This is a genomic window from Microbulbifer maximicatervae (SeqCode) (assembly GCF_056231245.1).
Genome location: NZ_CP174334.1, coordinates 4969094 through 4993593, shown reverse-complemented (window position 1 = coordinate 4993593; position 24500 = coordinate 4969094). Strand labels below are relative to the sequence as shown.

Annotated in this window: 15 protein-coding genes and 1 pseudogene; 10 read left to right on the top strand and 6 right to left on the bottom strand. The window is 49.1% G+C overall.

The features are described 5' to 3' along the window. Positions 1-266: 266 nt before the first annotated feature. From dnaA to ACJJIS_RS21800, 5 genes and pseudogenes are all read left to right on the top strand, one after another. Complete coding sequence (gene dnaA, locus ACJJIS_RS21820) at positions 267-1898, top strand: chromosomal replication initiator protein DnaA (protein WP_444918644.1); 1632 nt, start codon at positions 267-269, stop codon at positions 1896-1898. 33 nt (positions 1899-1931) lie between these two features. Further along, the gene (gene dnaN, locus ACJJIS_RS21815) at positions 1932-3038 is read left to right on the top strand and encodes a DNA polymerase III subunit beta (protein WP_444895604.1); all 1107 of its coding nucleotides are present in this window, start codon (positions 1932-1934) and stop codon (positions 3036-3038) included. 117 nt (positions 3039-3155) lie between these two features. Further along, complete coding sequence (recF, locus tag ACJJIS_RS21810) at positions 3156-4262, top strand: DNA replication/repair protein RecF (RefSeq protein WP_475709076.1); 1107 nt, start codon at positions 3156-3158, stop codon at positions 4260-4262. 18 nt (positions 4263-4280) lie between these two features. Next, a pseudogene (gene gyrB, locus ACJJIS_RS21805) lies at positions 4281-6702 on the top strand (DNA topoisomerase (ATP-hydrolyzing) subunit B). 312 nt (positions 6703-7014) lie between these two features. After that, the gene (locus tag ACJJIS_RS21800; RefSeq protein ID WP_475709075.1) at positions 7015-8796 is read left to right on the top strand and encodes a hypothetical protein; all 1782 of its coding nucleotides are present in this window, start codon (positions 7015-7017) and stop codon (positions 8794-8796) included. A gap of 251 nt (positions 8797-9047) precedes the next feature. Here the strand turns inward: ACJJIS_RS21800 and ACJJIS_RS21795 are convergent, their stop codons facing one another. Then, positions 9048-9941, bottom strand: a complete 894-nt coding sequence (locus ACJJIS_RS21795; RefSeq protein ID WP_475709074.1) for a LysR family transcriptional regulator — start codon at positions 9939-9941, stop codon at positions 9048-9050. 96 nt (positions 9942-10037) lie between these two features. Between ACJJIS_RS21795 and ACJJIS_RS21790 the strand changes: the two genes are divergently transcribed. Next, positions 10038-10544, top strand: a complete 507-nt coding sequence (locus ACJJIS_RS21790; protein WP_475709073.1) for an SRPBCC family protein — start codon at positions 10038-10040, stop codon at positions 10542-10544. Positions 10545-10765: 221 nt separating this feature from the next. On the opposite strand, the gene ACJJIS_RS21785 is transcribed toward ACJJIS_RS21790, so the two are convergent. Beyond that, positions 10766-11446 (bottom strand): phosphoadenosine phosphosulfate reductase domain-containing protein, encoded by a 681-nt coding sequence (locus tag ACJJIS_RS21785; RefSeq protein WP_475709072.1) that lies wholly within the window; start codon positions 11444-11446, stop codon positions 10766-10768. 139 nt (positions 11447-11585) lie between these two features. Beyond that, positions 11586-12032 carry a GNAT family N-acetyltransferase gene (locus ACJJIS_RS21780; RefSeq protein WP_475709071.1) on the bottom strand — a complete coding sequence of 149 codons (447 nt, stop codon included), beginning with the start codon at positions 12030-12032 and terminating at the stop codon, positions 11586-11588. Between the two features lie 231 nt (positions 12033-12263). Here ACJJIS_RS21780 and ACJJIS_RS21775 point away from each other — a divergent pair, with 231 nt between their 5' ends. Next, positions 12264-14444 (top strand): TonB-dependent receptor family protein, encoded by a 2181-nt coding sequence (locus tag ACJJIS_RS21775; protein WP_475709070.1) that lies wholly within the window; start codon positions 12264-12266, stop codon positions 14442-14444. 71 nt (positions 14445-14515) lie between these two features. Here ACJJIS_RS21775 and ACJJIS_RS21770 read toward each other — a convergent pair whose 3' ends face one another. After that, positions 14516-15703 carry a class I SAM-dependent rRNA methyltransferase gene (locus ACJJIS_RS21770; protein ID WP_475709069.1) on the bottom strand — a complete coding sequence of 396 codons (1188 nt, stop codon included), beginning with the start codon at positions 15701-15703 and terminating at the stop codon, positions 14516-14518. 272 nt (positions 15704-15975) lie between these two features. On the opposite strand from ACJJIS_RS21770, the gene ACJJIS_RS21765 reads away from it, so the two are divergent. Next, positions 15976-16971: a GlxA family transcriptional regulator gene (locus ACJJIS_RS21765; protein WP_475709068.1), complete on the top strand. Its 996-nt coding sequence runs from the start codon at positions 15976-15978 to the stop codon at positions 16969-16971. A gap of 426 nt (positions 16972-17397) precedes the next feature. After that, a complete protein-coding gene (locus ACJJIS_RS21760) occupies positions 17398-18672 on the top strand; it encodes a serine hydrolase domain-containing protein (protein WP_475709067.1) in 1275 nt (424 codons plus the stop codon). 195 nt (positions 18673-18867) lie between these two features. Here the strand turns inward: ACJJIS_RS21760 and ACJJIS_RS21755 are convergent, their stop codons facing one another. Further along, entirely contained in the window at positions 18868-19128 is a 261-nt protein-coding gene (locus ACJJIS_RS21755; RefSeq protein ID WP_475709066.1) for a hypothetical protein, read from the bottom strand. Positions 19129-19509: 381 nt separating this feature from the next. Between ACJJIS_RS21755 and ACJJIS_RS21750 the strand changes: the two genes are divergently transcribed. After that, positions 19510-21399, top strand: coding sequence for a hypothetical protein (locus ACJJIS_RS21750; protein ID WP_475709065.1), 1890 nt, complete (start codon positions 19510-19512; stop codon positions 21397-21399). A 105-nt stretch (positions 21400-21504) separates the two neighbouring features. Here ACJJIS_RS21750 and ACJJIS_RS21745 read toward each other — a convergent pair whose 3' ends face one another. Further along, positions 21505-24486 carry a S8 family serine peptidase gene (locus tag ACJJIS_RS21745; RefSeq protein WP_475709064.1) on the bottom strand — a complete coding sequence of 994 codons (2982 nt, stop codon included), beginning with the start codon at positions 24484-24486 and terminating at the stop codon, positions 21505-21507. Between the last annotated feature and the right edge of the window lie 14 nt (positions 24487-24500).

The window sequence follows — 24500 nt, the reverse complement described above, 5'->3', positions numbered from 1 at the left end:
TGCCCACTGATTGACCCCAAGATACCCACAGCCTCCTGTGGATAACTTTCGAAGGGTTTCCACCTCAATTGTCTAATTGTTGTGCAAATCCTTGATTGTGTGGATCTTTTTGCGCAGTTTTTTCAACAGATGCAGTCTTTCTTGTGGATAACCTAAAGGTGGAAAGGTATACTGCGCCGATCTTATTTGATGGCCCCGGGTGATTCCTAATCCGGCCTTGCCGTCTCTCCTTGGTCTTACCATTTTGGGGTTTTTTGGGGGGTTTCTTGACTGAATCCGTATGGAAGCAGTGCGCGAGCTGTTTACAGGACGAGCTGCCGTCTCAGCAGTTCAATACCTGGATCAGACCGTTGCGCGTCAATCCCGTCAGTGCGGAGGGCGAGTTGCGCCTGATCGCACCGAACCGCTTTGTGCTGGACTGGGTTGGCAATAAATTCCTGAACCGCATTCGCGAGTTGGTGCAACAGTTTGCACCGGGACGCCCTCTGCAAGTGGCGCTCGAGATTACCGCTCGCCGGCCGGCTCGCTTCCAGCGCGGCCATGTAACAAATAATGCCCCTCCGACACCGGTACCGACACCCGCGCCATCGGCGCCAATTCCGCCACCACCTCCAGTCCAGCCGGCAGTAGTACCGCCACAGGTATCTGTACCACCTGTTGCCACTGCGCCACCTCCGGTGACTTCACCGCTGGGGTCTGGGTTTGGTGCCAGCAGGCCGGTGCCTCACCCCGCGATGGCTGAGGAGGTTACTGCCGAGCAAATGACGACAGGCGAACTGGCCCTGACAGATCTGCGACCAACGGCTATGAATGGGATGGCTCGCCCCGTACCGGAGCAGCCGGCCAGGCAGGTTGAGGTGGAGGGGGCCATCAAGCACGGTAGCTCACTCAATCGCAACTTTACTTTCAAATCCTTTGTTGAAGGTAAGTCCAACCAGCTGGGCCTCGCTGCGGCACAACAGATTTCTGACAATCCGGGCGGCGCCTACAATCCCCTCTTTATATATGGGGGCGTGGGTCTGGGGAAAACTCACTTGATGCACGCGGTTGGCAACGCACTGCTGGAGCGCAACCCCAATGCTAAGGTGGTGTATTTGCACTCCGAGCGCTTTGTTGCAGATATGGTGAAAGCGCTACAGCTGAATGCCATCAGCGACTTTAAGCGCTATTACCGGTCTGTTGACGCCCTTTTGATTGATGATATCCAGTTTTTTGCCGGTAAGGAGCGCTCTCAGGAGGAGTTTTTCCATACCTTCAATGCCCTGCTGGAGGGTGGTCAACAGATTATCCTAACCTGTGATCGCTATCCGAAAGAGATCGACGGCTTGGAAGAGCGCTTGAAATCCCGCTTTGGCTGGGGATTAACGGTGGCTGTAGAGCCTCCGGAGCTCGAGACCCGGGTAGCTATTTTGATGAAGAAGGCTGAGCAGGTGGGTGTGGATTTACCTCACGACTCCGCTTTCTTTATTGCGCAGCGTATTCGCTCCAATGTGCGGGAGCTCGAGGGTGCACTGCGCCGCGTAATTGCCAATTCGCAATTTACCGGCCGCGCTATTGACGATGTCCTTGTGCGCGAAGCACTAAAAGACCTGTTGGCCCTACAGGATCGACTGGTCAGTGTGGATAATATCCAGCGGGTTGTCGCTGAATACTACAAAATTAAGGTGGCGGATTTGCTCTCCAAGCGGCGCAGTCGCTCGGTGGCCCGTCCCCGCCAAGTCGCTATGTCCCTGGCCAAGGAGCTGACCAATCACAGCTTGCCGGAGATCGGCGATGCCTTCGGTGGTCGCGACCACACAACAGTACTGCATGCCTGCCGCAAAATACGTGAGTTGCAGGAGTCCGACGCGGATATTCGCGAGGACGTTAAATTGCTGACACGGTCGCTGACCACTTAATCGAATAACTGACAAAACAAGGCGAAACTACCGATGAAATTCAATGTGAGCCGGGACGCCCTTCTGAAGCCGTTACAACTGGTGGCCGGTGTTGTTGAGAAACGCCAAACACTGCCAGTCCTGGCCAATGTGTTGATGCAGTTACAGGGCCAGGAACTCTCCCTGACCGGTACTGACCTGGAAGTGGAAATTGTCGGCCGTCTCGGTGTAGACGGTGTAGAAATGGAAGGTGAGGTGACCGTTCCCGCACGCAAGCTGCTGGATATCTGTCGCTCTCTGCCCGATGGTGCTGAACTAAAGTTTGAGCGCGATGGTGAGCGCCTGATACTGCGCAGTGGCCGCAGCCGTTTTCAGCTGTCGACTCTGCCCGCAGCGGACTTCCCGAACCAGGAAGAGGCCAGTGCACAGACCCGTTTCGATATCTCCCAGCGCGAGATCCGCCGCCTGATAGAAGCCACTAGTTTTGCTATGGCTCAGCAGGATGTGCGCTATTACCTGAATGGTTTGCTGCTTGAATGCCGCCCGCAGCAGCTGCGTGCGGTTGCTACTGATGGCCACCGCTTGGCACTCTGCGATCGCGATGCCCCCGGCCTGGATGTCTCCACGCCTATCCAGGCTATTGTGCCGCGCAAAGGCGTACTCGAGCTGGGTCGTTTGCTTGAGGACAGCGATGCACAGGCACAGGTGGTGCTGGGTAACAACCATATTCGTGTGGTTAGTGGTCAGTTTACTTTCACCTCTAAATTGGTAGACGGAAAATTCCCTGACTATGAGCGCGTGTTGCCGCGAGGCGCGGGCAATGTGGTTTATGCGGATCGCCAGGGATTGCGCCAGGCCTTCTCCCGAGCGGCGATTCTCTCCAACGAGAAATACCGCGGGGTGCGCCTTCAGGTTTCTGAGGGGCTGCTGCAGATTGTTGCCAACAACCCGGAGCAAGAAGAGGCGGAAGAGCAGATGATGGTGGATTACGTAGGTGAGCCAATGGAGATTGGTTTTAACGTTTCCTATCTGCTGGACGTCACTGGTGCTATTCACAGTGACCAGATCCGTATCAGTCTGGCGGATGCCAACAGCAGTGCTCTGCTGCAGCAACCTGAAGAAGGTGATGCTCTGTACGTGATTATGCCTATGCGCCTGTAAGGCAGCCCACCCATTGCTCTTTTTTGAATGGATTGAGGCTACCTCCCCGCTCGGTGGGGTAGCCGATAAACAAACCGATGCCTGTGCATCGCGCTCTTCACTCTGGGGGAGGTGTCTGTGGCGCTGACCCGTCTTCTCTTGTCTAATTTTCGAAATATCTGCTCTGCCGATCTCAAACTGGGTCCTGGCGTTAATGTGTTTTGTGGTGCGAATGGCAGTGGTAAGACTTCACTGCTAGAGGCGGTACATATGCTGGCAACCGGTCGTTCCTTTCGCTCTCGTCAGCATAAGTCAGTTATTCAGCATGATACTGGTGGGCTTACAGTTTTTGCCCAGCTCGATACAGGTTTTAACTTGGGGGTAGAGCGCCTCGCCGATGGCTCGGGCAGAATCAAGGTTAACCAGGCTCCTGCTGAATCCAGCTCACAGCTTGCTAGTTGCCTGCCACTTCAATTGATAAACAGTGAAAGTTTTTCCGCACTTGATGGTGGCCCCGGCGTTCGACGCCGGTTGCTGGATTGGACAGTGTTCCACGTGGAACATTTATTTGCCCAGGAGTGGAAAAATTATCAAATCGCATTGCGGCAGCGAAATGCTCTCCTGCGTCGTGGTAAAATCGATGAGGCCAGCATCGGCGTATGGGAAGAGCAGTTGGCCCTTAGTGGCGAGCGTGTAAACGATCTGCGATTAGCTCAGTTTTCTCAATTGCAGTCTGCCGTTTCACAACTGCTTGGTGAGTTACCACAGAGCCTATTGAGCCGTGTCGATATGAGTTACCGTCGCGGTTGGCGTAAAGAAGTTGACCTGCGTGGCGCTCTATCTGAATCACGGGAATCAGATGTTTCACAGGGGCATACGCGTATTGGTCCCCATAGGGCGGATATTCGTTTTAGCGTAGCCGGTGAGTCGGCTCACAATATCCTATCTCGCGGCCAACAGAAGATGTTGGTGTGTGCAATGCGCACTGCCATGGCGGAGGTAGTCTGTAGGCTGGGGGATATGCCAGTATTCCTGGTAGATGACTTGCCGGCAGAGCTGGATGACAGTAACCAACAGATTTTTGCGCATTGGGTTGGGCGTTGTGCCAGCCAGGTGCTTGTAACCGGAATTGAGGAGGGCACTACAAGTCGCCCCTGGCGGCAACTAGATGCCCCTTGGAATTGCCCGAAAGTGTTCCACGTGGAACATGGGAAGATCAGTGCCGAAGCTTCGGCCGCACAATAAGTTTAATGGAGCGAATAAATGTCAGAGCAGCAAAGCTATGACTCAAGCAGTATCAAGGTATTAAAAGGCCTGGATGCGGTGCGCAAGCGCCCCGGAATGTATATTGGTGATACCGACGATGGCACCGGTCTGCACCACATGGTATTCGAGGTGGTCGACAACTCCATCGATGAAGCGCTGGCCGGCCACTGTGATGAGATCCGTGTAACCATCCACCCGGATGAGTCCATTTCCGTCTCGGACAATGGCCGTGGTATCCCAACAGAGATTCACCCGGAAGAGGGGGTCTCTGCAGCAGAAGTGATTATGACCGTCCTTCACGCGGGTGGTAAATTTGATGACAACACCTACAAGGTCTCCGGCGGTCTGCACGGGGTAGGGGTATCGGTGGTAAATGCTCTGTCCAAGGAGCTGAAGCTGATTATCCGTCGCGGTGACAAGATCCACGAGCAGATCTACCACCACGGTGTGCCCCAGGCACCCCTGGAAGTCGTGGGTGACAGCGATACCACCGGCACCACGGTGCACTTCAAACCCTCAGAGGACACCTTCAGCAATATCGAATTCCATTTCGACGTGCTGGCCAAGCGCCTGCGCGAGCTGTCCTTCTTGAACTCCGGTGTGCGTATTGTCTTGAAGGACGAGCGCAGTGGTAAAGAAGAAGGTCTATGAATACGAAGGTGGTTTGAGTGCCTTTGTGGAGTTCCTCAACCAGAACAAAACCCCGATTAACAAGGTTCTGCACTTCCAGAGCCAGCGTGAAGACGGCATTGCAGTAGAGGTGGCATTACAGTGGAACGATAGCTTCCAGGAAAGCATCTTCTGCTACACCAACAATATTCCCCAACGCGACGGCGGTACCCACCTGGCGGGCTTTCGTGCAGCCCTGACCCGTGGCCTGAACAGCTATATCGAGCGGGAAGGCCTGGGCAAGAAAGACAAGGTGAACACCACTGGCGATGACGCCAGGGAAGGTCTCACCGCGATTATCTCTGTGAAGGTCCCGGACCCGAAATTCTCCTCCCAGACCAAGGACAAGCTGGTTTCATCCGAAGTGAAACCCGCAGTAGAGCAGGAGATGGGCCACCACTTCACAGACTACCTGATGGAGAACCCACAGGAAGCCAAATCTGTCGTCACCAAGATGATCGATGCGGCCAAAGCCCGTGAGGCGGCCCGCAAGGCCCGCGAAATGACTCGCCGCAAGGGAGCGCTGGATATTGCCGGCCTGCCCGGAAAACTGGCAGATTGCCAGCAAAAAGACCCGGCACTATCTGAAATTTACCTGGTGGAGGGTGACTCCGCCGGTGGTTCTGCCAAGCAGGGCCGCGATCGCCGCACCCAGGCGATCCTGCCGCTGAAGGGTAAGATCCTCAATGTGGAAAAAGCGCGCTTCGACAAGATGCTCTCAAGTGCCGAAGTGGGTACCCTGATTACCGCACTGGGCTGTGGCATCGGCAAGAGCGAGTTTAACCCGGACAAGCTGCGTTACCACAGTATCATCATCATGACCGATGCTGACGTAGATGGAGCCCATATTCGCACCCTGTTGCTCACCTTCTTCTTCCGTCAGATGCCTGAGCTGATCGAGCGGGGTCACATCTACATCGCCCAGCCGCCGCTGTACAAGATCTCCAAGGGCAAACAGGAACAGTACCTGAAGGATGAGGGCGCTCTAACCCAGTTCCTCACCAACGCCGCCCTGGAAGGCGCCACGCTGTTTGTGAACCCGGACGCCCCAGGGCTTTCTGGTGCCTCCCTGGAGAGCCTGGTAGGCGAATACCGCAGCGTACTGGCGACAATCGACCGCCTGTCGCGTCTGTACCCCGAGGAAGTGCTGCGCAGCATGATCTACCTGCCCAGCTTGTCTCAGGAAGACCTGCAGTCCCAGGAGAAAGTTGCAGCTTGGAGTGAGAAGCTCCAGGAGAAACTCGGTGACGAAGAAAGTGGTGGAACCCGTCGTCACGAAGTGACGGTTCAGGAGAACACCGAGCGCGGCCTATTCCTGCCCCATATCCATATCGTGGCTCACGGTGTTGGCAGTGACTACCTGATTAACCACGAGTTTTTCGATTCCGCTGAGTACGCGTCTATCTGCGCTCTGGGTGAGAAGATGGTGGGTCTGTTGGAAGAGGGTGCCTTTATCCAGCGCGGCGAGAAGCAGCACCCTGTTGGCAGCTTCCCTGAAGTGATGGACTGGCTGATGGGCGAGAGCCGCAGAGGCTACGGTATCCAGCGCTATAAAGGTCTGGGAGAAATGAACCCGGAGCAGCTTTGGGAAACCACCATGGACCCGGAGAGTCGCCGTATGCTGCAGGTAACCGTTGAAGATGCCATTGCCGCGGACCAGATCTTTACAACTCTGATGGGTGATCAGGTAGAGCCACGCCGTGACTTTATCGAGACCAACGCCTTGGCAGTAGAAAACCTCGACGTCTAATTGCCATTTTTCTGAAAATCCCACAGTAATTCCCCAAAAGGGGAATTACTGTGGATATTTTTTCCGCTTAAAAATAACTTGCGACAAATTCGGTCTTTTTTCCCCCCTATCAAAAGCGTCACGCCGATTGGGCACCTACCCTTCCTTTAAAGCTTAAAATTACTGACAAACCATTAAAGTAAACAGTAAAATTTTTAGTAAATTCTGGCCAAGCAATAATTTTGTTGTATTTTTAAAAAGAAAAAAATTTTAGGTAACCTTTCTACTTATCTATTTCTACGAAAAAATAAAACTAAACGGACCATAAGGCTTATGGGGAACCTAATCTCTTCTATTCTCGGCGATGCTCGTCGTTTGATAGTTACTAGTGGTGTGATTGCACTGGCTTTATACGGTTGCACAAGCACGCAGAAATTAGTGAATTCCGAATGGTATGAGATCGAAACCGAGCATTTTCGGATCGTTACCAATGACAACCCCAAGCAAGTTGAAAAGCTGGCAATAGACTTGGAACGATTTCGAATTTTCGCAAAACGATACATCAGGTATTCAGCAGATCAACAAAAGTTGACGATATACGCCCTGGATGATCGGCTCAGCTTTAAAGGAGTCAGCGGTAGTGAGTCGTCTAGAACTGTCATTGGACAATTCCATAATACTGCGTATGGGAGTTTTGCATTATTAAACCTAAACGGAAATCGCGTCCTTCCTGACAACCCGGCTCGCCAGACGTTGTTTCATGAATATACGCATTTTTTGACCTACAGCGGAAGCCAGCACCTCTACCCCTACTGGTTTAGTGAAGGTATTGCTGAAGTGTTTTCCACGGTAGATTTTGAGGAAAATAAAAAGTACAGCTTCGGAAAAATACCTGTTGATCGAGCGATTAGTCTTACTCGAGCGAGAGAGTTACCACTGGATAAGCTGCTTTCAGCCACTCCTGGTTCGCTGAATTCAAGGGATACCGAGGCACTTTATGCCAGTGGATGGATGTTAGCTCACTGGATGATTTTCGATAAAGGTAGAAATAAAGCCTTAAATAACTATTTGGAGGCTTTCAACGCCGGCGATGATCCAATTGCGGGCCTACCTGAAGCTCTGGGAATGACTTTTGACGAGCTCAATGAGCAGTATAAGAAATTGCCGAAAAGTCATTTCAATTATTATGAGGGAGAATTTTCCGATAATGGTATCGTTAAGTCCCCCACCGTTAACCTGATGGAAAGTAGTACCGCAGTCGCAGAACTGGCCTACTTTATGGCAATTTCAGAGCAGGGATCCGAAGCACTAGAGAGATATATTGCCTATGCAGATAAAAAGCAGGCTTCTAGCCCATCGTTAAAGTCCGCACTGGCCATTGCCTTGACAGGTGAAGAAAACTATTCCCGCGCTGAGGAAGTCTTGAACTCTATTCCGGCGCAGTACCAGGGAGAAACCTGGTATCTTGAAGCCCAGGCAAAAAATGATTTATCGGCAGCCTTGGCGGAGGAGGGACACCCCAGTCCCAGAAACATGAAACGTATCCGGGATAAATATGTTCAATTGGTAAATGCCAATGGGGAAGTACCGGCGTACTGGCATGAACTGGCGATCACAATGCAAGTTTTGGGGTATCCCCGCCAGAAGTATACGGAAATGTTGGAGCAGGCGTATCTACGCGCACCGAGAGAAACAGGAATTGCTTGGTGGTATGTGCTGGAGCTTTACCTGGACCGAGATAAAGATCTTTTCGCAAAAGTCTCCCAACCGCTATTCATGCAAATTGCAGAAGAGGGCTCGCGGGCACAGTTGCAGTCGATGCTGGATGAGTTGGAGGAGGAAGAGGGATTGGAGTTCGAGCCTGAGATCAGTGGTTTGGGCCAACTAATGTCAACTTACAGGAAGTACTCAGGAAACAAGGCCCTGGCAATGGCTGTGGACTATCGTGGCGCATTTGTGGCCGGTTTTAACGAAGATGGTGGAAGCACCCAAGCTGAGGCGAGTCAAAGTGCTCTTCAGGCCTGTGAGGAACAGCGAAAGCAGTACCAGATAAGGGATCGCTGTGAACTCTACGCGGAAGGTGAAGTATTGGTGAATTCAACTACGAGGATGTAATTATCCAGTGGGCGTTAGGTAAGGCGCAAAGTAGGCTGTAATAGAGCTTGCTTTGCGACAATATTAAGCTTGGTGATGAGAGTGGATGAGCCGATTACCCCATTACCAAGTATCCACTCTGACAATCAGCTCCCAGAAAATTGGGTATTGGTCGGCAAAAATTATGGCCAAAAAGCGTGTAAATCAGTATTGAGTTATCACTAAAGTCACAATACATCCCATCACTTTTAGAATAATATCAGTCGATGCAGTTAAGCCTTGCCTATTAACTTATCATTCAGGCGGCTAAACAACTTCACGATAAATTCCCTAAAAACCTTAAAACGCATAACATTGCGGTGCTCTGGGTTGGAGACTAGCCACAGTTCATGCAGGCTGGATGGAGCTGCCCCAGGGACCCGGATGACTCCTTCAGCACCATCTGCAAGAAAGCAGGGCAGCCTGGCCAGCCCCAGTCCACTCTTAACTGCCTCTAGCTGTATCAAGCCATGATTAATCTGGTGCTGATAAGGCATCTGCGGATAGGGCGTGTCTTTGGCCCAATTCAATGTGGCGTCATCGCCACTCCAGCCGAGCCAGTGGCCATCGTCAGGTACAGATTTCTCGATATACCTCGGAGAACCGTAACAGCAACTGGGTAGGTCGGCGAGCTTGCGAGCAACAAGTCGATCCGAAATATCGACGTCGCCTTTGGGGAGAATACGAAGTGCTATGTCGGCTTGGTGACTTTCCAAATCGAGAACGTGGCTAGTAACCAGTAGCTGTATGTTGATCTCTGGATACGTACGTGAGAAGTCATTTAGGTAGGGGATAATTAAGTGCGATGCGACTACATCCGGCATAGTGATGCGAACTTCCCCGGACAGCTGGTTACTCCCCCCCTGTAAATGCTTCTGCGCGGCATTTAGATACTGCTCTGCCGATTGGGCGTAGTCGAGCATCGCCTTGCCATCCTCCGTCAGCTGATAGCCTTTGGAGCTGCGATAAAACAGCTTGGCCTGGAGTTTTTCCTCCAGGGCATCAATACGGCGAGAAACTGTGGAATGGCTGACTTTAAAGTCGTCAGCAACGCTGCGAGCGCTCTTACTCCTGGCTACCGCGATAAAGAACTGGATATCTCCCCAATCGATGGACTCTTTATGCAACACATTGTCCTATTTTGCTGTATTCCGTTGCATATAGTGTCCAGTTAATCTGTCTCCCGTCAATAGCACTCCGTAGAGAAACCCAGGAGATCAGAGATGAAAGAAGCCCAAGTAAACCGAGAAATCGCAATTAACCGCCCAATTGATGAGGTCTGGAAAGTCCTCGCCGTTGATTTTGATACAGCTTACGAGTGGATGACGTTAATCCCTCACTCCTTCGCTAAGGAGGGAAAACCTGTTGAAAATGCGAGTGTAGAAGGCCGGGTTTGTGTGCTGACAAATAAGGGACCGTCGGGTCTTGTCGCAGATGAAACTATTACAAGGTTTGATGAGAAAAACTATGAACTGGATGTCTCGGTTGAAACAAAAAATTCGCCACCGGGATTCCCCGTTAAAAAGAGTTTATCTCAATTTAAATTAAGCCCCTCTGTTGGTGGAGGCACAACAGTGAATTTCACTGCAAATATGGAGTTAAATGCTTTAGGAGGCGTGTTGAGTCCTGTGGTGAAGAAGATGACTGGCTCTCAATTTGAGCAAATGCTGAAGGACCTGAAAATTTACATGGAAAAAGGAGGTCATCTTGCAAAAGGGGCAGTTGCCTAGCCTATCGCATGATAAGTAATTTAAAGACTCTTCTGGATTTACGCGGAAGTAAATAGAAGAGTCTCCTTTTTGAAAAAATACAGCGAGTCGAGGCTCGCCTTTTGTAATAGATTTTATTATTCGGTAAATACGCAAAAAGTATTCACTTTATAAACGGCTGGGATAGAAGGCCTTGTTAAAGAAATAGGCGAAGTACGCTAGTCCTCGCCGAGTATTCCACTCTATTTTTCCAACAGCAATCCGCACTCCCGGTGCTCCTCACCTTTAGTTGGATCAAAGTAAATATCGTTATCGGGGAGGTTATTCTCATAAACATACTCTTCCACATCGATTTCCTTGAGGTGGAACATCGGTGCCACTCGAATAGTACCGTGGTTGCCCTGGGTGAAAATATCCAGGTTTTTGCGATGCGAATTCTGATCGTGGCGGATACCGTTTAGCCATACATCCGGTTGCAATTCCTGCATAGCGCGGTTAAACGGCTCCAATTTAACGGTCCTGGAGAAGAAGTCATGTTCAGGGGTATCCAGCTGTGGGATTCCCCCGTATACAGCGTTGTAGTGGGCCGCGGACATCTTCGGTGAGTAGGTGCGCAGGTTCAAATCGAGAGATTTGACCACGTTTTCAATATGGCGATAGGTTTCCGGGGTGTTATAGCCGTGATCCACCCAAATTACCGGGATATCCGGTTTGGCGCGCGTAACCAAGTGAAGAAAAGCTATCGCCAATGGGCGGAAATTAGTAAAAACCACCGGGTTCTGAGCGTGTTCCATGGTGAACTGCATAATTTCGCTTGGCTTGGCGCCAGCGAAACGAAGGTTCATGGACCCCAGATCCGCATCGTGATGAAAGGTGCGTTCTGGAATAGGCTGTAAAGTTTGGCTGGAAGCGTTGCGTCCCATAAAAATTCAGCGCTCAGGAAAATTATGATGGGAGGCATGCTACCCGGTTCAAGAGTCGCGTAGAAACAATAAAAAGAAGTGATTCAATAAGCTTCAGTTATAAGGGAAAGTCTATTCAATGGGCATAGTGCGGCAAATTTTATCTTGCAGATGCCTTGGGGCACTGCATGGAGATTGAATGCTGGCCATACTCCACGTGATAGCTGCGCTCCACCTCCACAAAACCATGCTTTTGTAGAAAGTATCGAGTGCGAAGATTTTCACGAAGTACTTCAGCCTTTAGTGGATAGCGTCGGTCACGAATTGCAGAAATGAGGTTAGTGCCGATTCCACAACCGGTAAATAAAGGACTGACACAGAGGTGGGTGACGGTACCGTCACTAAGAAGCGTGATAAAGGCTTCCGCGACAGCGTTGTTGCGATCGGTATAAACCAGGCATTGAGTGGCGTTACGGCAGTCTTTACGAAATTGAGCTATACGGTCCACCCAAAACTGGCGGGGTATGGAGGGGTGGGAGTTCGCTGATGCATGTAGCCAAAGTTGCTCCAACCTGTCCAGCTCTTTGAGTTTTGCCTTTCTAATCATGGGCACACCCGAAGCGGATACGTGAGCCCAATGCTAGTCAGATCGAAGAGTAGATCCTAGAAAACATCTGCTTATAAGCAAAACCTTAAAGTTGCAGGCACCCCAGCGAAGTTCGTGACGCTAAACAACAAAAATAAGAGTGTAAATAAAGTGTAATGGGAATGTTAAAATACAATCATTCGTATTTATAAAAACAATGACTCAAGGTTACTAATAATCCTTGGAGGGTTCATGAAGCACATTCCATTTACACCCCTGGCCTTTACGATAGCCACTCTTAGTGCTGCGCCGACTTTAGCCGAGCAACAGCTGGAGAGCGTAACAGCAATCGGCGACTCCTCATCTATTTCCAAGTTGCCTGGCTCTGCACACTTGGTTGATGCTGATGAGTTAGCCGAGTTCGAGTTTGTTGATATCAATCGCATGATGCGCTCAGTTCCTGGGGTCTACATTCTTGAAGAAGATGGCTACGGATTGCGTCCGAATATCGGGATTCGCGGTGCCCAAGGGGGACGCTCCGCCAAAATTTCCTTGATGGAAGATGGAGTGTTAGTGGCTCCGGCTCCTTACTCTGCACCAGAAGCTTATTATTTCCCCAGTGCGGGCCGCATGAATGCAATTGAGGTGTTAAAAGGCCCCGGATCTCTGCAATATGGCCCATTCACCGTGGGTGGTGCAGTCAATATGTTGAGCACACCTATTCCCACTGCCAGTGAAGGTATGGTGCAACTAGAGGCCGGAGAATTCGGTGAGACCCGTTTGCATGCTCATTATGGTGCCAGTACAGAAAATACTGGCTGGTTGTTGGAAACACAGCAGCAGTATGCAGATGGATTCAGAGAAATCGATAGTGCCGGCAGCGCAGATATTGCTAAAGAAGACTATCTATTAAAGGGCCGTATCAGTTCCGATAGAGACGCAACTTATCGCCAGCAGTTGGATATCAAGCTTCAGTACTCCGAAGAGGAGTCTGGCATGAGTTATCTGGGCCTAACGGATGCCGACTTTAAGAAAGATCCGAACCGTCGATACGGTATCAGCGCCCTGGATGAAATGCAGAATCGCCACAGCACTATCCAGCTGAACCACAGTATCGAACTGAGTGACAGTTTTGCCCTGCATACCCAGGCTTACTACAACAAGTTTAAACGCGACTGGTTTAAGGTCAGCGAGGGTGACTTGATAGATGCTGTTAATACCGGCGGCAGTGTTGATGGAGTTTTAGACCCTCAAGCGGTTTTGGATGGCACTGAAGATTACACCTTCGGTGTTAAGCACAACAATCGTGAGTACGAGGCCAAGGGCCTGCAGATCAGTGCCGATTGGCGCTTTAATACTGCTTCCGTTAGTCATGAGCTGTCCTTTGGAGTGCGCCAGCATCGAGATGAGGTGGATAGATTCCAGCCTGTGGAAAACTATGAGCAGGTTGATGGCAAATTGGTGTATCTGAGCACAGATATTCCCGATACCGCTGAAGAAAGCAGCAATAACCGTGTTGAAGAAGCGGATGCAACTTCGTTCTTTATCTACGACGATATCCAGCTGAACGATAAGCTGACTCTCACCGCTGTTCTTCGCTACGAGGATATAGAGACCGAGCAGCAGCGTTATAACGACGCTGAGCGTACAGAGAAGGGCAGCTATCGCTCCAATCAGGTGGATGAATGGCTGCCAGGCTTGGGACTTGTTTACCAGGCAAGCGAACAGTGGAGCCTGCTGGCAGGTGTGCACCGTGGCTTCGCCCCTCCCGGCGCAGGTGCAGCCGATGGCCAGGGGCCGGAGTTATCCACAAACTATGAATGGGGTGCTCGCTTCGATAACGGAAGCCTGAATGCTGAATTGATCGCCTTCTACAGTGACTATGAAAATGCTGTGCAAAACTGCTCGGTGGCGGTGAAATGTCCCAATGGTGCCGAGAGTGGTACCTACCAGTTGGGTGAAGCAGAAATCAAAGGGCTGGAAGCTACGCTTGGAAGTGAGTGGGTGCTCACAAACGGTTGGATACTACCGGTGCGGGCAACCTATACCTTTACTGATGCAGAAATCAGTGAAGATAGTGATGGTAATGACCTGCTTGCCGGCGACAACCTCGAATACCTCCCAGAAAATGTCTTTGCGATATCTGCGGGTCTGGATAGCGGCGCTGCTTGGCGTTTGAACCTGACTGCAGCCTATCAGGACGAGATGTGTGTTAATACCCAATGCAACCGGGGAGATACCGACCAATTTGATTATACCGAGTCACTTTGGGTTGTAGATGCTGCTGCGCATTATGATTTCATGGCTGACCTGACCGGTTACCTGAAAGTGGATAATCTGTTGGATGAGCAGGTTATTATTAGTCGCAGTCCAGATGGCGCCCGTGCAAACAGACCCCGCACTGCCACTTTAGGCATGAAGTATGTCTTTTGACCTGAAGTAGGTTCATCGATCTGAGAACAAGGCCCCGGTCATTACCGGGGCCTTGTGGGGTTCATGAGCACCTACTTATTGGTGTTTCCCCCGAGATGTACAAAATGAGCTTTTAGGTAGTTGGTTTCCGGAATTGCTGGATGCATAGGGTGATCAGCCCCTTGACCACCACTGGCCAGAATTGAGGCTGGGCGCCCCAAGCGGTGAGCGGCGCCACGGATACAGTCGAGAAGCTCATCAGATTGCAGATGCATAGAGCAGGAAGCGCTTACTAACAGCCCATCCTTCGCCAACAAACGCATTGCGAGTTCATTGATATGGCGATAGGCCGCCAAGCCGGCTTTATGATCTTTCCTCCGCTTAATAAAAGCGGGTGGGTCGAGCACAATCGCATCAAACCTCTCCCCCTCTGCGACCAACCCTTTGAGGACATCCAGTGCTTTACCCTGGATGGTTTTGAGCTTGTCGGCGAATCCATTGTGATCCGCATTGAGCAAACACCAGTCCAAGGCCTGCTGAGAGGCGTCTACGCACACTACCTCTGCCGCACCATTGGCCAGTGCCTGAATACCCCAACCGCCCGCGTAGGAAAACAGATCTAATACTTTTTTGCCGTTGACCCAGCGATTCAACAGCCTGCGGTTTTCCCGGTGATCGTAAAACCAACCGGTTTTCTGCCCCTGGTGTACCGGGGCCAGAAGTGGAACGCCGTTCTCCTCGAACGGGACCATCTCGGGTACATCTCCAAAGGCCACGTTGTGTACCAGCGGCATATCTTCAACTGCGCGCCCCTGATGATCATTGCGCAGCAGGATGCCTTTGGGGTTAACCATCTCCACCAACTTATCCACAACCGTTTGTTGGTAGCGCTCCATTCCCCAATTGCTGACCTGGACTACTAAATAATCCCCAAACCTATCCACTACCAAGCCCGGAAGCCAGTCAGAGTCACCGTATACCATCCGGTAGCTGGGGTGGGAAAAGTACCGTTGGCGCTGTTCAAATGCAGTTTGTATGCGCTCACAAACAGTATCTGTGGAAAAGTCAGAATTACGGCTGACTATTCGTCCACAAATAAGTTGGCTCGGATTTACAAAGGCTGTGCCGAGCAGCTTGCCCTGGCTATCGTGAACTTGGCACTGACTACCCGCATCAATTCCCTTTAATGGAGAGCGCTTAGTGTCCACCTCATTGCTGTAAATCCATAGGTGGCCACGCTTGAGTCGGCGCTCTGCGCCTCGATTCAGTATTAACTCCACCAAAAGGGGATCTCCGTTGATGTGTACAAATTAGGGGCCAATTGTGCGGACAGCTAAGTGAAGGTCAAGCCTCAAGCTGATGTATGGCTCGTTCGGAGCTTTAAGAACCAATAGTCACCCGAGGGTTACTCATATCCGTCAAAGTTTATACGTCAGTACCGGAGAAAATGACTATCAATTTGGGGTAACAGGGTGTCTAAGATGGTTATAACTGGCAGAATCTGGCGCCTGTAAATCATTCTTATCCCCAGCCGTTGTGGAAAACTGCCGAGATGAATAAGCACCAACAAACACAAAATGGAGCTAGGAAAGTCGCCATGGTGGTCTGCCCGGGTGCAACTAGCCTGGATATCACAGGTCCCCTAGAGGTTTTTGCCTTGGCAAATGATCAGTTGCGCAAACAAGGGCGTTCCAACCAGGATTTCTATGATATTCAGTTGGTGGGACTTGAGTCTGGTCCGGTTACGACTTCGACAGGGGTTAAGGTTTTTATAGACCTCCCGTTTCATGAAGCTGAGGGGATTCATACCCTGTTAGTGAGCGGCATGCCACCGGACTCCTGTCAGCGAGCTTGTGCCAATAGTTCTGTTCTGGAGTGGCTGGCTGAGCAGCAGAAAAAAGTTGCTCGTATTGGTTCAATCTGTAGTGGGGCCTTGATGCTCGCCAACGCAGGCATTCTCAATGGGCGGCGTGCTACGACGCATTGGGCGGATGTTCCTGAGTTGCAGGGATTCTCCCAGGTAGAAGTGGATCCGGATGCCATCTTTGTCCGCGACGGTAATGTTTATACGTCGGCCGGAATTACTGCTGGAATTGATTTGGCTCTATCGATGATTGAGGAGGACCATGGGAGGGGCTTGGCACTCAACCTGGCTCGAATTCTTGTTCTCTACTTAAAGAGAGATGGAGGACAGCAGCAATTTAGTGTGCGATTGGAAAATCAGATAAACAGCGATCGTTTTGCAACTTTAATTGAATGGATGTACCAGAATATTAGGAAACCTTTAACGGTGGAGAGGCTGGCTCAGGAAGCCGCTATGAGCCCACGGAATTTTGCCCGGAGCTTTGTGCGAGAACTTGGTGTAACACCTGCTCGTTTTCTAGAGCAGATAAGAGTGGAACGAGCTTGCCAATTATTTTCCGAACAAAATCAGTCACAGGATAAAGTGGCAAAACTCTGTGGCTTTCAATCCCAAGAGCAATTGAGAAGAGCCTTTAAAAAGCACAAGGGTATTTTGCCGAGTGAATATCGAAAGCGTTTTCACTAAAAATATAATTATTAATTACTTGCAGCCAATTGTTAATATTTAAATTGGAAGATTTATATTTAGCCTAGTTAAAAAGTAAATGATTCTTTAAATCTCTCCCAAACGGCATTTTTAATAATTGTTTATTGAAGGTTAGTTTTCAACTTTAGAGAAAATTTACTGAGTTGGAGGTAAACCTATGAATACCCTAATGGCGCTAGAGTTTATTAGTTTGCGAATAAAATACTTCTTTATGGAAAAATCTAAAAATAAATTTCGATATTGTTCACCGCTTAGGAAACGTGGGAATAGAATAAAACTTGAGACCTAGGGCCGATCTAAAATCGTGTCGGAATTGGTCGTAAATGTGTCTCCTGCGACACTTTTAATTGTGTCAAGCTTGCTTTTAAATCGGGCAACAGACCTAAAGCTTAATTCGGAGGGGGTATGAGACGTAAGCTCATATTGATGAGCGTGGCCACACTTCTGTGTGGTTTTACTTATATGTTGTGGCCAGTTTATCAATTCTATGCCTGGTCACTAAATACAGTGCCGTTAAGTCCATTGGGGTGGCAGGCTCTACCTACAAAGGCGCCGTCCACTCAAGAGCTCTCCGATAGTGGATTGCAGCTTGCCGCAGGGCAATCGCTTAAAGCAATTGAAAATCATCGTGAGAAAATCGGTGCTCCGGCAATTTCTGCGGCAGTATCTGCTTGTGGTGCAGTAGTTTGGGCTGGGGCTGCCGGCTGGGCTGATTTAGAGGAGCAAGTACCTGTTTCTACAGAGACACGCTTTCGTATTGGTAGCACCTCTAAGGCTTTAACAGGAACTGCATTGGCGCGTTTGGTACAGAGGGGGGCTATTGATCTGGATAAACCTATCTCAAATTATCTGGAACCCTTACCAAACCCCGATTGGGCGTCAATGACCCCGCGCCAATTGGCTTCCCATATGTCTGGCTTGCCACATTATAAAAAGAACTCCGATTGGCTGGGGTTGTATCAAACTCTGGCACTGGATGTTCACTACGAGGATATGTATCGGGCTCTGGGAATTTTTGATGCTAGTGAATTACTTTTCGAACCGGGTACCGATTTTTATTACAGTACTTTGGGCACAGTTCTTCTGGGAGCCGTTTTGGCTGGTGCTGAGGACAAACCTTATCTGGAAGTGATGCATGATGAGGTATTTACGCTTAGCGGAATGAACAGCACAGAGGTATCGCCACTGAATGGTGATATAGAACGTAATATTGCTCGTTTCTACAAAAGTAATGGCTTGTCTGGCAGTGCCCTTCGCCTGCGGGAATGGCGTCCAGTGGATTTAAGTCATCGCCTGCCGGGGGGAGGCTTTATTTCCACACCCAGTGACTTGGTGAGACTGGGTGCTCAGTTCCTGAAAGCAGACTACTTGTCCCCAGGAGTCCGGGAGATATTTTGGGCGCCACAAAAATTGGCCAATGGTGAAGTGAATGAACAAAACTATGCCTTGGGTTGGCGGGTGACTGAAGTAGAAATCCCTGAGGTAGGATTAACAAAAGTGGCCAATCACGGCGGAGTTAGTCGTGGCAGTCAGAGTTGGTTAATGATATTACCGGAATATCAGCTTTCTGTTGCTGTGAATATCAATCGAAAGACAAAAGATTTTTGGGACTTTGGTCGAGTATCCCTAGACATAGCGAGCGCTTTTATTCACCAGCAGGATGATCTTAAATGTGACTAAAAAACCGGCCAGATTCTGATCGGTTTTAATTCGCTCTTCTTACCACGAATGGCTAGCGGGTGAGTCCTACAGAGTATTTACTATAGTTTGGGTCTGCGAAAGTACTTTTTACCCGCCTTAGTGAGTCAAAGTCCCAGATGACGAGTGTTGGGGCAAAAATCATCCACTCGAGTGAAACCATACTAGCAGCACCGATTATGCCTGAATCGGTGCATCCCTGCGGCACACTATCCAGTAGAGATTAACCAGAAAAACTGGCTCATCGGAAGCCGCGTTACCGTTGGTGCTGACTTTAGGGTAGTCTGGGGCAGGAATGTAAACTGACAGATTCAGGTTATCACTTCCGCTACCGTCACCTACATCCGCATCAAACATGGCGATATATGCGTGCTCCGTTCCTGCATGGATATCAAAGAAAATCACCATCACCATCACCAGTGGCTGTGTTGATTTCACTTTCTGCCAAGCCAGTTAAGTCTACCTGGAAATTACCGTTGTAGCCGACGCCCATATTTAGATTGAGGTTGCCATCGGTGCCGTTGGCAGTTAGTCGAAGTGGAGCAGTCAGCTGAACAGGACGCTATTTATTACAAGTGTTGAAGGTTAGAGATTTATTTATTTAGGTTTTTGGAGAAAATGATTTTCTTAAAAACACTGTTCGGACAACCTTGGGATAATTTGTATACAAAATCTCTAGTCACTACCTATGTACCAACCACCACTAAATGTAATTTATGAGATTGATTATCTACGGTGAGCGAATAAGTATTCGCTAATGATAATTTATACAGAATGATTTAGTATATAAGGGATGAATTTTCATTTTATAGGGATTTTATGAAGGTTTTTATTAAAACAATAGTGCTAATTCAGCTTCTAACGTTAGTTGCTTGTGGCGGTAGCGGTAGCGGTAGCGGTAGCGGTAGCGGTAGCGGTAGTGGTAGTGGTAGTGATAGTAGTGGCGTATCCCCCACACCAACAACTTTAACTGTCACAGGAAAAGTTATTAGTGGAGTTGATGGAGCTTCAGATATTGAGTTGTTGGTGGGAGATGAAAGTTTTTCTACTGAATCAGAAAGCGATGGAACATATACTTTAAAAATTGAATTAGATAATGTAGTAGAAGATGATGTAGCTTATATTATAGCGAAACATTCAAGTGAAGAAAAAATAAAGTTTGTAAGTATTTTAGGTTCTATAGAAGAGTTAAAGCTCGCTGCTGGTGAAGATGAGTTGCTTGAAGCTTTCGAACTCCCAGAAGTAAATCTTTCGAGTTTGTCGACAGCTATCTCAGCGCAAATTACAGGTGGCTCAAACAACGGAATTGAAAATAGAGAGAGTTTATATACCTACTCTAAAAATATTGATACTCCATATGCTATTACAGTGGCATCAATTATTAACCTACTGATTTCTAATCCTTGGGAGCTTGAATCAAAAAATATAAAATTTCCCTCTGAAATCGAAGATACATACTTACTTGCAAGCAATGAATCGGTTATATCTAATTATCATAGTTTAATTAATAGCGATTTGATTGAAAGTACTACAGAAGACATAGTAAACAACGAAGATCTTGTTTTCTCTTCTCCAGGGAAGGGGGAGTTAATTGAAGATATTTATTATTTATCTTCCTCTGATTTCCACGGCGTGAAACTTCTCATAGGTTCTAGTAATGAGGGTAGTTTAAGCCATATTACAGGAGTTAAAAATTTTACCTGGCGGGAGACTTCAAATGGAATAGAGCTTGAGGGAGCAGAATTAATCGACTCAAAGAACGATGAATATGAAATTAAATTAGTACTTAATAAATTAAAGTGGATTTCTAGCAGAAAATCTATCGATTCCATCCTTGTCGAATACACTAAGTACAAAACTAATTTCGAATATAATACAATTACGAAAGATGAAAGTAGTGTACCATTAAATGCAATACGTAATTTTGGCCTTTTATCTGTAAGCAATGCGCTTGAAATAGGTAAAAATTATATTTTCCCATCCCCTTCAATAGAAAATACAACTAATTCACCTTATACCACTAACACTGAATCTCTAGAAATAAATTTTAGTGGAGATTTTGAAAATGGTGGAGTAGTGAACGTTGGTTATCCTCTGCTTTATTTATCGGGTGAAACTTCTACTTTATCCATAGCCGCCAACTGGTATGTTAACGATAGAGAACTAACAATTGAAATGCCGGGTGCGGAAAAACTAACATATGTTTTTTATGAAAAGCCCAGTAAAAATCAGATAGATACTTTCTTTTATACAAGTAAATTTCAGCATGAAATATCGTCCTATTACCCTCCTTTAATTTCAGGTGGAGATTATATGTGGGAGGAAGAGACCACTCCCGCCATATATCAGCGTGATAATTCTATTTACACGTTAAATAGTGATGGAACTGGTGAATTGGACTTAGATGGGTTTAACAGTCCTTTAGTATGGAAAATAACTACTAACGGAGATCTTGTTATAGGTTTTTATTATCTTCCATATGAAATGTCTGATTACAATAAGTGCATACCTGACTCATGGGACATTGGCCCATACGACAAATATGCTTCTTGCCAGCCATGGTTTTGGGAGGAATGGGATTTGAAGGAAATGCAAGAGCAAGGCAAATTTTGGGCACAAAGGATAGTTTATAGTCCTAATAATGGTGAGGTTACACGCCTTAACATTAATACCTATAACTTTACAAAAAAAGAAGAAACCGCCTTATAAAATTGAAAAGTATGCCCCTACTAGTTTTTTTGAGTAGGGGCCTCTGTCCCTGTTAGTCATCTATAGATGAAAAGACCACTAATTATAGACAATAAAATAAATAGGTTATCGGGTATGGATCATTATATTAGTTCCAGAAAATATTTTTTCACCATCCCCGTAAGTCAAAATACCAAGATGCCGAGTGTTGGGGGCAAGATTAATCCACTCCAAAGAAACTACTCCAGTTTCCCCAATCTGTGCTTGAGTTGGCGCATCCACTGCGGTATTTCCGTTGTCCCCGTTCAGATTAAAGTTGAATAAGCTGAAATTGGTGGGGCCGGCGGATGTCGCATAATCGACAACAACGGCTGCATATTGACCGGGAGAGGGGTTAGCCAGGGAAACTGACTCTGCGGAAGTGGCGCTGCCGCTGGTACCGACTTCGGGATAGTTTGGCGCTGGGCCATAAACTTCCAGGTCCAGGTCGTCACTTCCGCTACCATCGCCCACATCGGCATCATACATAGCGATATGCGCAAGCTCCGTTCCTTCAGGTATATTAAAGAAAATTACTTGAACATCGCCATCTTCAACAGTGGTTGTAGTGGCCTCACCCTCCGCCAGGCCAGTGACATTCACCTGGAAATCACCGTTGTAGCCGAAGCCCACATTGAGTTCTAGGTTGCCATCGGTGCCGCTGCCAGTTAATTGCTGTGGTGCAGCTAGAGGAACAGGCCGAATAGCAATTGGGCTGCGCACACTGATCTGGGAGCCTACGGATTGCCAGGTGAGGTCACCAAAGACCCAAGTATTCATTTCGGCGGACTCTGTGGCGGTGAAGGTCACCTCAAACTCAGCACTCTCTCCCTCCCTGAGGCGTAGCACTTTCGGGTTGATATCTACATCGATACCGAGTGGCGCGTTGATGGATGCCCAATACCAACGCTGGCCGGGGGCGACGCTAGTAACCCGGCGTTTGATGGTCTGGCTGCCGAGGAGGTCGGCGACCCCCATAGAAGCGAGGTTCAGGTCGCTGGAATCGCTAGAGTATCCCAGGGACGTCAAAGCATCACAGGTTGTGCTATCGACCATCTCGGGCTGGAGTTCAGCGCCACATAGGAAGGCGAGATAATCATTGAAGCCCGCATCGTAAACCAGACCCGGTTTAAAGGCGTCACGGGGCACTATGGCACCGGCACCAATATCAAATGGTGTTGCATCCGCTAGTCCGTAAGACTTGCGCAGGTCATTGCGTGCACTCGTCATCAATGCGGACTTGGCCATTGCCGGGCTCCAGTGGGGGTTGGCCTGTTTCAGCATGGCCATTACACCGGCGACATGGGGACTGGCCATAGAAGTTCCACTGAGGGCTCCGAATAGTTCTCCTCCGCTTAACACTGGAGAAATCCCCGCGATAATGCCAACCCCCGGGGCACTGATATCCGGCTTGATAATATCCGGAGCTCCGCCGTTCTGGCCGCGAGATGAAAAGTTTGCGACGCGGTCTTCCCTGGGGATCAATTGAGATGGATCGATAACCCCAGAAACTTCGCTACTGGCTGCGAGAGTTTCGCCCTCGTAGTACGAGATCATCATTCCGGGGATACGGGTATCAGGGGCTGACATGGAAATCGGGTTGATGCGATCGTCTGCAGTACCATCGTTGTAAACGACGATAGCCAAGGCTCCGGCATCGGCAGCATTGTTATATTTATCGGTAAAGGAGCAACCCCCACGTCTTACCAGAGCAATACTGCCCTCCAAAGACTCGCTGTTAGTGACTTCGCTACAAGCTTCTAACGGCTCGCTGAGAACAACCTCAGCAGAGACTGCTCCAACCTCTTCCAGACTTACTGTGCCGTTACCCTCGCGTCCTTCGTAAGTGCCGGAAACCGACTCTGGTGAGGATACTTGTAGGGCTAAGCCGAAGCTCTGGTCATCTTCAGAGGCGCCGACTGCGGTTATCCAAGGAACCCCTGAAGGGGTTCCCATGGTCTCTGGGCCTGGTCCGTTATTACCGGCAGATGTGGCGACGAAAACGCCGGCATCGGCGGCAAATAAAAATGCGATGTCATCGGCACCACTAAAGGTGGTACTGGCGCCACCTATCGAGAAGTTAATAACATCCACACCATCGGCAACGGCTTCATCAATAGCCGCCATGGAGTCGGCGGACGAGCAACCACTATCATCGGGGTCTGGAGCATCCCAGCACACTTTATACACCGCGATGCGGGCTCGTGGCGCCATTCCGGTAAGGGTTTTTCCATCCGGGGTAATAACGCCATAGTTACCGGCGGCAGTGGTCGCGGTGTGGGTACCGTGCCCGTCTGCATCCCTGGCTGACAGGAATTCGTAATCTGCCAATTCGTTGTTGGTCAGGAAGGCATCGGAAAATGACTTGGCCTTAATCAGCTTATTGTTACAGGTAAACGCAGCGTCGTTGGGGTTTTGGTCACTGTTACCAAATTCACAACCGTCACCAGTAAAGCTGTCGGGTATTGAACCGTAGGGAACTTGGGGCCCCAGGTTGCCCTGTAACGGTGTAGCTATATCTGCGACACTCTGGTGTTCAGGGTGGATCCCCGTGTCGATAACACCTACAACAATATCCTCACCCGTAATCCCCCAAAGCCATGGACTGGGCATATCTGTGATGCCGAGGAAGTCCGCAGTGGAGTCAGTATGGGGCTTTAGTATTTCATCTTCCCAAACACCTTTAACGTCGGCGCGACCGCGCAGAGCAGCCGCTTCCTTTTCACTCATTACGGCGGCGAAGCCATTAAAAGCGGTGTCGTATTCATGAACAGTGTGTGCGCTGGGAACGGTGGATAGAACTTGTTCCCGCCGCGACCGGAGGAAATTGGAATAGTGTTGGTAGCTACTGCTTTGGGGGTCGATTTTGCCACGCTTGGTCGGTTTGGTGGCCGATAAGCCGGGGATGGTACCGCTATAGGAGGACAGAGGTTCGCTGTCCAGTTGAACAATGTAAACTTTTTTTGGTTTTTCTTGACTGGGGGCGAACTTTTCCGCTGCTGACGCAGAAAATACGATGCTCGATAGCAACACTCCCGCTGTCAGGGCAGAAAAAATTTTTCTTTTCATTGGAATATCCCTTT